Below are 10,373 nucleotides of genomic sequence, written 5' to 3' on the forward strand. Positions count from 1 at the left end.
CGTGCGTAGCCGGGGCCTGCCAGTGCGGCTACGCTGAATTGGAGTGCATGCCCTCGCTGTCGCTCCCGAATACTTTACGGATACCAGAACGGCCCGTTGGCAGCGGCGATCCCGCACCGGCGGACCAGATAACAACATCAATCATCCGGGTTGAAAACAGAAGATCATGTCCGAACGACCTTGCGATAACCACAAATTGCTGTCTCAACTGACCGAGCTCTTTAATGAAAAGCTGGCCCCCGACACGGCTGCCGCCGTTGCCGGTTTTGCCGGTCAGTACTACCGGACCTCGACGCTGGAAGGGCTCTACGAGCGCCAGCTCGATAACCTGTACGGCGCCACCCTGTCCAGCTGGCAACTGCTGCAGAGTTTCAACCCGGAGCAGGCGCGGGTGCGTGTTTACAACCCGGACCTGGAACAACATGGCTGGCACGCTCAGCACACGGTTATCGAAGTGCTGCATAGCGACATGCCGTTCCTGGTCGATTCGGTCCGCATGGCGATCAACCGCCGCGGCCTTGCGATCCACACCATCCACAATGCGGTACTGCGGCTGGAGCGAGACGGCGAGCAGCTGGTGCGCCTGTTCGACAGTGAACAGGCGGATGACGGCAGCCGCGAATCGCTGATCTATCTGGAAGTCGATCGCACCACCGATGCTGCCGAACTGAAAGCGATCGGCAATGAGCTGATCGACGTGCTGAACCACGTTCGGGCGGCGGTCGCCGACTACCAGCCGATGCGGCAGCAGGTGGCGCAGCTGCTGGCCGAACTGGCCGAAAGCAACGAGGCCGACAGCGAGGAGGCGCAGGCCTTCCTGCGCTGGATGCTGGACGATCACTTTACCTTCCTGGGCTATGACGAGGTCAGCATTGACCGTAGCGGCGAACGCGCGGTAATCCGCCGTGTCGAGGGCAGCGAGCTGGGCACCATAAAGCTGCACGGAATTCAGCAGGGCAGCCGCGAACTGGACGCGTTGCGCGACGAGGAGCGCGAGTTCCTGTTGGAGCCGAGCCTGCTGATGTTCGCCAAGGATGCCCGCCGTGCTTCGGTGCACCGGCCGGCCTACCGCGACCGGGTGGTGATCAAGCGCTTCGACGAGCAGGGCAACGTGATCGGCAAGTGTCGCTTCTACGGCCTGTACACCTCGCCGGTTTACTCCGAATCGCCGGCGGCGATCCCGGTACTGCGCCTCAAGACCGAGGCGGTGCTGCAGGCGGCCGGATTCGATCGTAGTGGTCACAACGGCAAGGCGCTGCTGCAGATTCTCAACGAACTGCCGCGCGACGAACTGTTCCTGTCCAGTGAACAGGAGTTGCTGGATACCGCACTGGGCATCTTCGGCTTGCAGGAACGCCGCAAAGCCCGGCTGCTGGTTCGCCGCGATCGCTGCAACCAGTTCGTCACCTGCCTTTACTACGTACCGCGCGATATCTACACCACCGCGCTGCGTGTCCAGGTGCAGGATATCCTCAGTAAGGCTTTCCAGGCGGAAGATGCCGAATTCACCACCTCGTTCAGCGAATCGATCCTGGCACGGGTGCAGTTCCTGCTGCGGATCGACCCGGAAAAACCGGTCGATGTCGACTTGGCCGAGCTGGAAGCCGATGTGATCGACGTTTCGCGCAGCTGGAGCGACGAACTGCATGACGCGCTGAGCGAGATCTGCGGCGAGGAGCAGGGCAACAGCCTGTTCAATCGCTACCGCAGCGCTTTTACCTCCGCCTACCGCGAGCACTTCACGCCGAACAGCGCAGTTTACGACGTGCAGCGGATCGAGGCGCTGTCCGACAGTACTCCGGTTACCATGAGCTTCTACCGGGTGCTGGAACAGACCCGTGATCTGTTGCGCTTCAAGCTGTTCAAGGCCGACCGGCCACTGGTGCTGTCCGATGTGATCCCGGTGCTGGAGAACCTGGGCATGCGGGTGGTCGGCGAGCACCCGTACGAGGTGCGCAGCACCGACGGTCGCAGCTTCTGGATTCATGACTTCACCCTGCTGTACCGCAGCGGCGAGCCGGTTGAGCTGGAGGAGGTCAGACAGGTGTTCCAGGATGCCTTCGCGGCGATCTGGAGCGGCCAGGCCGAGAACGACGAGTTCAACCGGCTGGTGATCGGCGCCAACCTGAGCTGGCGCGAAGTGGCGATGCTGCGTGCCTACGCCCGCTACAACCGCCAGCTGCGATTCGGCTTTTCGCAGCCGTTCCTGGCCGATACCCTGGCCCGCCATCTGCATCTCAGCAAGCTGCTGGTGGCGTTGTTCCGCGCCCGCTTCGAGCCGGGCCGTCAGAGCGCCAAGGTTTCCCAGCGTCTGGAAAACAGCATCCTGGACGCGCTGGACAAGGTCGACAGCCTGAACGACGACAAGGTGCTGCGCCGATTCCTGGAGTTGATCAAGGCCACTCTGCGCACCAACTACTTCCAGCGTGACGCCGATGGCGAGCTGAAAAACTACTTCTCGTTCAAATTGAACCCGCATGCCATCGCCAACATCCCGCTGCCGCGGCCGATGTTCGAGGTGTTCGTCTACTCCGCTCGGGTGGAAGGTGTCCACCTGCGTGGCGGCAAGGTGGCCCGTGGTGGTCTGCGCTGGTCCGACCGTCGTGAGGACTACCGCACCGAGGTGCTGGGTCTGGTCAAGGCCCAGCAGGTGAAGAACGCGGTGATCGTGCCGGTCGGCGCCAAGGGCGGCTTCGTCGCCAAGCAGCTGCCGGAGAAGGGCAGCCGCGAAGAGATCCAGGCCGAGGGTATCGCCAGCTACCAGACCTTCATCAGCGCGCTGCTGGACATCACCGACAACCTGGTGGCCGGTGAAGTGGTACCGCCGGTCGATGTGGTGCGCCACGACGAGGACGACCCGTACTTCGTGGTCGCCGCCGACAAGGGCACCGCCACCTTCTCCGATATCGCCAACGCGATCGCCGAGGAGCGCGGTTTCTGGCTGGGCGACGCGTTCGCCTCCGGCGGCTCGCAGGGTTACGACCACAAGGGCATGGGCATCACCGCCCGCGGCGCCTGGGAATCGGTCAAGCTGCACTTCCGCGAGCTGGGCTTGGATACCCAGTCCGAAGCGTTCAGCGTGATCGGCATCGGCGACATGGCCGGCGACGTGTTCGGCAACGGCATGTTGCTGTCCGAGCACATCCAGCTGGTGGCCGCCTTCAACCATATGCACATCTTCATCGATCCGAACCCGGATGCGGCGGCCAGCTACGCCGAGCGCAAGCGGCTGTTCGAGCTGCCGCGCTCCAGCTGGGAGGATTACAACGCCGAGCTGATCTCCGCAGGGGGCGGGGTGTTCTCCCGCGCCGCCAAGTGGATCGAGCTGACGCCGCAGATCAAGCAGCGCTTCGACATCCGGGCCGACCGGCTGTCGCCGAACGACCTGATCCATGTCCTGCTGCAGGCGCCGGTCGACCTGATCTGGAACGGCGGCATCGGCACCTACGTCAAGGCCAGCAGCGAAAGCCACGCCGACGCCGGCGACAAGGCCAACGACAGCCTGCGTATCGATGGCAGGCAGCTGCGCTGCAAGGTACTGGGCGAGGGCGGCAACCTGGGCTTCACCCAGCGCGGCCGGATCGAGTTCTGCGCCCAGGGCGGCAAGTCCAACACCGACTTCATCGACAACGCCGGCGGGGTGGACTGCTCCGACCACGAGGTCAACATCAAGATCCTGCTGAACGAGGTGGTCGCCAACGGCGACATGACCGTCAAGCAGCGTAACGTGCTGCTGCGCGAGATGACCGACGAGGTCGCCGAGCTGGTGCTGCAGAACAACTACAGTCAGGCGCTGGCGCTGAGCCTGGCGCAGAGCCATGCCAGGTTTCAGCTGGATGAATACATCCGCCTGATCCAGCGGCTGGAGAGCGAAGGCAAGCTGAACCGCGAGCTGGAGTTTCTGCCGGATGACGAGGGGTTGCAGCAGCGTGCCGCCGATCAGAGCGGACTAACCCGGCCGGAGCTGTCGGTGCTGATCTCCTACGCCAAGGCGGAGCTGAAAGAGAAGCTCAGCAGCAGCTGGATCACCGACGACGATTACCTGGCCCGTGCGGTCGGCACCGCCTTCCCGTCGGTGCTGAACGAACGCTTCCCGGAACAGATCGCCAACCACCGGCTGCGCGGCGAGATCATCGCCACCCAGGTGGCCAACAGCATGGTCAACCACATGGGGATCACCTTTGTGCAGCGGCTGCAGCAGGCCACCGGCATGGACTGTGCCGACGTCGCCGCGGCCTATGTGATCGCCCGCGATGTGTTCGACCTGGACCGTCTGTGGAGTGAGGTGGAAGCACTGGACAATCAGGTCGACGCTGACGTTCAGCAGGCGATGCTGGCCGACCTGATCCGTCTGGTCCGTCGCGGTGCCAACTGGTTCCTGCGCCAGGGCCGGCCGACCGACGGGGTGGCCGCGCTGGTCGAGCAGTTCCGTCCGGGCGTGCAGCAGATCAGCCGTCAGCTGGCTGAGCTGGTCAAGGGCGAACCGCTGCAGGTCTGGCAGCAGAAGCATGCCGAGCTGGTCGATGCCGGCGTACCGGAAGAGCTCGCCGGCGTGGTGGCCGGTGCCGACAGCCTCTATTCGTTGCTGGGTATCATCCAGGCCGCCGAGCAGACCGGCCAGCCGCTGCAGCAGGTGGCGCAGACCTACTTCGATCTGGGCGAGCGGCTGCAGTTGCACTGGTTCGATCTGCAGGTCAAGGAGATCGAGGCCGGCAACCACTGGCAACTGCTGGCCCGCGACGGCTTCCGCGAGGACCTGACCAGCCATCAGCAGGCGATCACCGTCAACGTGCTGCGCCGTGCCGAAGGCGAGGCGGACAGCTGCACATTGATCGACCAGTGGCTGGCAAGCAATGCCACGCTGCTGGGGCGCTGGCAGCGTCTGCTGGAAGAGATCCGCAGCCATGCGACACGCGACTTCGCGATCTTTACGGTGGCGATTCGCGAGCTGCTGGAACTGGCAATGGCCCGCTGAACGGGCCGGAAACAGCAGGCGGTGTTTTTCACCGCCTGCGATTAGACCCTTTAAACCGACGACTACTTAAAAAATAAAGCCATGACAACAATGACCGCTTTCCGCCCGTTTGCGCCGATCCGTTTTGTCCACAACATCTACGAAGCTGCCGCCAACAGCTGGTGGGTCTACCGCCAGGAGATCGGCAACGACGGCTCTTTGAAGCCGATGCCGCGGGTGGTGTTCTTCGGCCGCTCCCGGAATGAGGTGGAGCGCTGGATCGCCGGTCACCGGGAAGAGACGGTGTTCGTGTTGTCCGACAACTGATTTGGTCGCTGCCGCCCGGTACCCGGTTGGCCCGGGCGGTGGCGCACGCTTTCATGGGGCATTGTTTGTTTCGGCGGATGTTGAAGGGGTTCCGCATCCGTCAGGGATCGTTGGCTTTCGCAATGCTCCATGTTCTTTGTTCAGCAGCGATGCTGGCCCTCAGGGTAGCGCGCTGCGTCGGTTCTCCTGTCGACGTAGCCTGCTGCCCGCCTTAGCCTGATTGGCTAATCTCAACTCACTCTTGCCTGACGTCTTGTCAGCCCCGGCCCATTCGGGCCGGGTGATTTTTCCCTGTTCAGCTTTTCGTTAACCGTCCTGTGTTAACACTGTTGCAAGCGCTCTGCTTGCCCCTCTCAGCTGACGCCTTACCGCTTGTTAAGGTACACTAGCGGCCGTTTGTCTGGCAGTTGCCGGCCCACTGGACGGGCAGGGAGCGCTGCTGATTGTCATGCTGCGCCGAAGTTATCCGGCGACAGCCTTTGTAACTGTTGATCTGTAAATCTAGGAACACTACGGATGTTTATTCCTGTTGTTATGGCCGGTGGTTCCGGCACCCGTCTCTGGCCCCTGTCCCGCAAACAATTTCCGAAGCAGTTCCTGAACCTGACCGCCGACAACAGCATGCTGCAGCAGACGCTGCAGCGGTTGAACGGCACCGCTCATGGCGCCCCGATTCTGGTGGCCAATGAGAGCCACCGCTTCCTGGTGGCGGAGCAGCTGCGTGAAGCCGGCATCCATGGCGGCCGCATCCTGCTGGAACCGTTCGGCCGCAACACCGCGCCGGCGATCGCGCTGGCGGCACTGATGGCGGCCGAGGATTCGCCGGAAAACACCCTGCTGGTGTTGGCGGCGGACCACGTGATTGCCGATGTGGCCGCCTTCCAGGCGGCGATCGCTCAGGCGGAGACGTTGGCTGAACAGGGCCGGCTGGTGACCTTCGGCATCGTGCCGGACGCGCCGGAAACCGGTTACGGCTACATCCGCAAAGGCGCCGAGCTGGGCGAGCAGGGTTTCGAGGTTGCCGAGTTCGTCGAGAAGCCGGACCTGACCACTGCCCGCGATTACCTGGCCAGCGGCGAGTTCTTCTGGAACTCCGGCATGTTCATGTTCAAGGCCGGCGCCTTCCTGGCCGAGCTGGAGAAACACCAGCCGGAGGTGCTGGCGGTCTGCCGCCAGGCGCTGGCCAAGCTGACCTCCGATACCGATTTCGACCGCATCCCGGCGGATATCTTCGAGCAGTGCCCGGATATCTCGGTCGACTACGCGGTGATGGAACACACCAGTCTGGCGGCGATGGTGCCGCTCAGTGCCGGCTGGAACGATGTCGGCAGCTGGTCGGCGCTGTGGCAGGTGGCCGACAAGGATGACCAGGGCAACAGCCTGCGCGGTGACGTGATTGCAGAGGACAGCCGCAACAGCCTGGTGATGGCCGAGCACCGCCTGGTCGGCACCGTCGGCGTCGAGGATCTGGTGGTGGTCGAAACCAAGGATGCGGTGATGGTTGCCCATCGCGATCGGGTGCAGGACGTCAAGAAGATCGTCGAGCAGCTGAAACAGCAGAGCCGCACCGAGGCGGATGCCAACCGTGAGGTCTACCGTCCCTGGGGCCACTACGACTCGATCGACAGCGGCGAGCGCTACCAGGTCAAGCGGATCTGCGTGGCGCCGGGCGCCAAGCTGTCGGTGCAGATGCATCACCATCGTGCCGAACACTGGGTGGTGGTGTCCGGTACCGCCAAGGTCACCTGCAACGACAAGGAGATCCTGCTGACCGAAAACCAATCCACTTTCATTCCGGTCGGTGCGGTGCACTCGCTGGAGAATCCCGGCAAGATCCCGCTGGAGGTGATCGAGGTGCAGTCCGGCGCCTACCTGGGTGAGGACGATATCGTCCGCTTCGAAGACCTGTACGGCCGCGCACAGATCTGACGAAGGCCGCAATCCAAATAAACCGGCGCATATCAGGCGCCGGTTTCTGTTTGTAGATCGGCTTGATAGGGAGTGAAGCGAAAATGAAGCGGACATATGGCAACTAAGCAGATTCTGGTGACCGGGGCCGGTGGCTTTATCGGCCGCACCGTCGCGCCGGCGTTGGCCGCGGCTGGCTTGTCTGTGCGAGCGTTGAGCCGGCAGCCATTGGCACTGCCAGGCTGCGAGGTTCGGCAATTGGAACAGTTCGACAGCGAGGCGTTGCTGCCGCAATTGGCCGGCGTCGATACGGTGGTGCACCTGATCGGTCGCAGCCACCTGTTGAACGAGCGGGCGGCCGACCCGCAGGTGGCGTTCGATGCGGTCAACCTGCAGCTTTCCGAGCGATTGGCCGAAACGGTCGCCGAGGCCGGCGTACGCCGGCTGGTGTATCTGAGCAGTATCAAGGTCAACGGCGAGGGGAGCGGCCGGCCCTATCGCCACGACGACCCGCCCCAGCCGGAAGACTGCTACGGCATCTCCAAATGGCGCACCGAGCAACGGCTGCGGGAACTCAGCGAGCAACATGGCTTCGAGCTGGTGATCATCCGGCCGGTGCTGGTCTACGGCGTTGGCGTCAAGGGCAACCTGGCCCAGCTTTGCGAGGTGCTGAAAAAGGGCTGGCCGCTGCCGCTGGCGACGATCGACAACCGCCGCGATCTGCTGTCGGTCGATAACCTGGCCGAGCTGATCCGGCTGGCCGCCACCGAGCCGGCCGCCGCCGGCGAGGTGTTCCTGGCCGCCGACGGCGAACCGTTGTCCACTCCACAGATGATTCGGGCGCTGGCCCGGGGATTGGGCGTGCCGGCCAAGCTGCTACCACTGCCGCCGGCGCTGTTGCAACTGGCCGGCCGGTTGACCGGGCGTCAGGGGCAGGTGGCGCGGTTGTGCGGAGATCTGCAGGTGGAGATCGACCATGCCCGTCGACTGCTCGGCTGGCAGCCGGCGCTGTCCAGCGAACCGGGGCTGCAACGGATGGCGGAAGGAGGGCACTGATGCTGATCGCGTTTCTGCTGTCATTGGCGTCGGCCTGGGCGCTGACCGGCCTGGTGCGGCACTACGCCGTCAAGCGCAGCCTGATGGATATTCCCAACGGGCGCAGCTCGCACAGTGTGCCGACCCCGCGCGGTGGTGGCCTGGCGATTATCCTGGTATTGCTGCCGCTTCTGGCCTGGCAGTGGCAGCTCGGCTGGCTGGGTGATAGCACGCTGCTGGCATTGCTGGCGCCGACCCTGCTGCTGGCGTTGGTCGGTTGGCTCGACGATCTGTGGTCGCTGCCGGCCAAGGCACGCTTTGCGGTGCAGGGGATCGCAGCACTGGCCGGCCTGCTGGCGCTGCAGGCGTTGCCGACGCTACCGCTGTTCGGTTGGCAGCTGCCGCTGGATGGCTGGCTGCTACCGTTGCTGCTGCTGGTACTGCTCTGGCTGACCAATCTCTACAACTTCATGGACGGTATCGACGGCATTGCCGCGCTGGAGGCGATCAGCGTGCTGGCCGGTGCCGCTCTGCTATTGGCCGGGCTCGGCGAAGCGGCGCGATCCGCTTTGCTGTTGCTGCTCTGCGCGCCGCTGGTCGGCTTCCTGGTTTGGAATTTTCCGCCGGCGCGGATCTTCATGGGCGATGTCTGCTCGGCGCCGCTCGGCCTGCTGCTTGGTCTGCTCGGCGTCTGGCTGGCAGCGCAGACCGGCCTCAACCTCTGGGCCTGGCTGATCTTGCTGGGGGTGTTCGTGGTCGATGCCAGCTGGACCCTGCTGGTGCGGATGCTCAGCGGCCAGCGCTGGTCGCAGCCGCACCGCAGCCACAGCTACCAGATTCTGGCACGGCGCTGCGGCGGCCACCGGCCGGTGAGCCTGGCGGTGGCGGCGATCAACCTCATCTGGCTGCTGCCCTGGAGCTGGCTGGCGGTGCGCTATCCCGGCGCCGGCTTGTTCTGCCTGCTGGCGGCTTGCATGCCATTAGGGCTGGTCTGCTACAAGGTCGGCGCGGGCAAGCCGGAGTCCTGACGCGGGCTGTCACTTTTACCGATCCGGGGCTCTGTTAAAATGCGCCGCTGATTGCCCACCTGTTTCAGATTGAATGGCTGGATTCCGAGAGGAAGGTAACGGATGAACAACAAGAGCTTGATAACCAACGCCCTGGCGTTGCTGTTGGTATTGGCCGGCTGGAAGACCGGCGATTCGGTATTACTCAGTGTCGGCCTGTTCGCCCTGTCCGGGGCGCTGACCAACTGGTTGGCGGTGCATATGCTGTTCGAGCGGGTACCGGGCCTGTACGGTTCCGGGGTGATTCCGGCGCGCTTCGAGGACTTCAAGGCCGGTATCAAGAGCCTGATGATGGAGCAGTTCTTCACCGAGCAGAACATCGAGCGTTTCCTGGCCGCCGACAACGGCAAGCAACCGGATCTTCATCTGGCGCCGGTGATCGACAAGCTCGACTTCGAGCCGACCTTCGATGCGCTGGTCGACGTGATCCAGCAATCCTCGTTCGGTGGCATGCTGGCGATGGTCGGCGGCGTCGAGGTGTTGCAGCCGTTGCGTGAGCCGTTCTGCAACAAGATGAAGCTGAGCCTGGAGGATATGACCCGCGACGAGCGCTTCGTGCGGTTGCTGAAGGATGAATTGGAACAGCCGGACGTGTTGGCCGAGATGCAGGCCAAGGTCGAAGCGATCGTCGATCAGCGCCTGGCCGAGCTGACCCCGCAACTGGTCAAGGAGATCATCCAGCGGATGATCCGCGAGCACCTCGGTTGGCTGGTGGTCTGGGGCGGCGTGTTCGGTGGCCTGATCGGCCTGCTGGCCGGGATGCTGGGCGCCTGAGCCGGCCGGTTCGCAGCCGTGCTTTCCTATGGAGGAGGGGCTTCGGCCGCGACCTGAGGCGGTTCCGTCGGCACCATGGCCGATCGCCCTCGCTACCCAAGGGGCATGCCAAGCGGGCCGCTACGAAGTAGAAGCCCTTGTAGCAGCGGGCTCCGACCGCGACAGGGTTGGCGTAGTCCGAGGAGGTCGCCCTCGGAGCGGGCTGCTTGTATCTCTCGTTGATGGGTGATTAGCTACCGCCCATCGCAAGGAGCCGGTGAGCCAGGCGGGCTGCGAAGTCGAAAAGACTGCCCTGTAGATGAGGCCCC

The 10,373-nt window shown here is 63.9% G+C and carries 6 protein-coding genes; all 6 read left to right on the plus strand.

Features of this window, described 5'->3' with window-relative positions; translation table 11 throughout:
* The first annotated feature begins 166 nt into the window (after positions 1-166).
* The 6 genes from K6T12_RS07340 (at position 167) to K6T12_RS07365 (ending at position 10,065) form a co-directional block, all read left to right on the plus strand.
* Positions 167-4,975: an NAD-glutamate dehydrogenase gene (locus K6T12_RS07340; RefSeq protein ID WP_222220984.1), complete on the plus strand. Its 4,809-nt coding sequence runs from the start codon at positions 167-169 to the stop codon at positions 4,973-4,975.
* 81 nt (positions 4,976-5,056) lie between these two features.
* Positions 5,057-5,281: a hypothetical protein gene (locus K6T12_RS07345; protein ID WP_222220986.1), complete on the plus strand. Its 225-nt coding sequence runs from the start codon at positions 5,057-5,059 to the stop codon at positions 5,279-5,281.
* A gap of 516 nt (positions 5,282-5,797) precedes the next feature.
* Positions 5,798-7,210 carry a mannose-1-phosphate guanylyltransferase/mannose-6-phosphate isomerase gene (locus K6T12_RS07350; protein ID WP_222220988.1) on the plus strand — a complete coding sequence of 471 codons (1,413 nt, stop codon included), beginning with the start codon at positions 5,798-5,800 and terminating at the stop codon, positions 7,208-7,210.
* Positions 7,211-7,306: 96 nt separating this feature from the next.
* The gene (locus K6T12_RS07355; RefSeq protein ID WP_222220990.1) at positions 7,307-8,245 is read left to right on the plus strand and encodes an NAD-dependent epimerase/dehydratase family protein; all 939 of its coding nucleotides are present in this window, start codon (positions 7,307-7,309) and stop codon (positions 8,243-8,245) included.
* The gene (locus tag K6T12_RS07360) at positions 8,245-9,252 is read left to right on the plus strand and encodes a glycosyl transferase (protein WP_222220992.1); all 1,008 of its coding nucleotides are present in this window, start codon (positions 8,245-8,247) and stop codon (positions 9,250-9,252) included. The genes K6T12_RS07355 and K6T12_RS07360 overlap by 1 nt, the downstream gene beginning before the upstream one ends.
* A 102-nt stretch (positions 9,253-9,354) precedes the next feature.
* Complete coding sequence (locus K6T12_RS07365; RefSeq protein ID WP_222220994.1) at positions 9,355-10,065, plus strand: DUF445 domain-containing protein; 711 nt, start codon at positions 9,355-9,357, stop codon at positions 10,063-10,065.
* Positions 10,066-10,373 lie beyond the last annotated feature (308 nt).

It is taken from the genome of Marinobacterium arenosum (assembly GCF_019795155.1).
Taxonomy (GTDB): domain Bacteria; phylum Pseudomonadota; class Gammaproteobacteria; order Pseudomonadales; family Balneatricaceae; genus Marinobacterium_C; species Marinobacterium_C arenosum.

What these genes read in the sequence shown, in the direction of transcription:
- K6T12_RS07365 (WP_222220994.1), top strand. Translation starts at nt 9,355, where the DNA reads ATGAACAACAAGAGCTTGATAACCAACGCCCTGGCGTTGCTGTTGGTA.
- K6T12_RS07360 (WP_222220992.1), top strand. Translation starts at nt 8,245, where the DNA reads ATGCTGATCGCGTTTCTGCTGTCATTGGCGTCGGCCTGGGCGCTGACC.
- K6T12_RS07340 (WP_222220984.1), top strand. Translation starts at nt 167, where the DNA reads ATGTCCGAACGACCTTGCGATAACCACAAATTGCTGTCTCAACTGACC.
- K6T12_RS07355 (WP_222220990.1), top strand. Translation starts at nt 7,307, where the DNA reads ATGGCAACTAAGCAGATTCTGGTGACCGGGGCCGGTGGCTTTATCGGC.
- K6T12_RS07350 (WP_222220988.1), top strand. Translation starts at nt 5,798, where the DNA reads ATGTTTATTCCTGTTGTTATGGCCGGTGGTTCCGGCACCCGTCTCTGG.
- K6T12_RS07345 (WP_222220986.1), top strand. Translation starts at nt 5,057, where the DNA reads ATGACAACAATGACCGCTTTCCGCCCGTTTGCGCCGATCCGTTTTGTC.